Raw genomic sequence first — 426 nt, forward strand, 5'->3', positions numbered from 1 at the left:
GGCGTTGGCCGAGGCAGACGCCCGGGTCGAAGGGAGGGCCGAGCTGGCCGCCGCGGTGACCGCCGCGGTGACGGAGCTGGCGGCGGCCGGGGCCACCGCCGGGGAGGCGGCGGCGGCGCTGACCGCCCTCGACGACGAGCTGACCGTGTGGACCGGTGTGCGCGCGCCGGGCGGAGTGGCGGAGGTGGCCCGGGCGGTCACGGCGGCGCGGGCCGAGGCCGAGGCGGCGGCGACCGCGGTGTCGCTGGCCGAGGAACGGGAGGAGAAGCTGCGCGGCGAGCTGGCCGGTGCCGGCGACGAGAGCGCGGTGCGACTGCTGCTGCGGGCGTACGACGATCGGGATCGGCTGTCCGGCGAGGCCGACACGGTCCGTGCCGCGGTGGGCGCGGCGAACGACGAGCACGCTACGGCGGAGGGCGCGCGGGC

General features: G+C 79.8%; 1 pseudogene. It reads left to right on the forward strand.

The window, feature by feature from the left end:
- Positions 1 to 426, forward strand: a pseudogene (locus C7C45_RS34350) (AAA family ATPase); the annotation flags it as partial.

This window comes from Micromonospora arborensis, assembly GCF_003205615.1.
Classification (GTDB): domain Bacteria; phylum Actinomycetota; class Actinomycetes; order Mycobacteriales; family Micromonosporaceae; genus Micromonospora; species Micromonospora arborensis.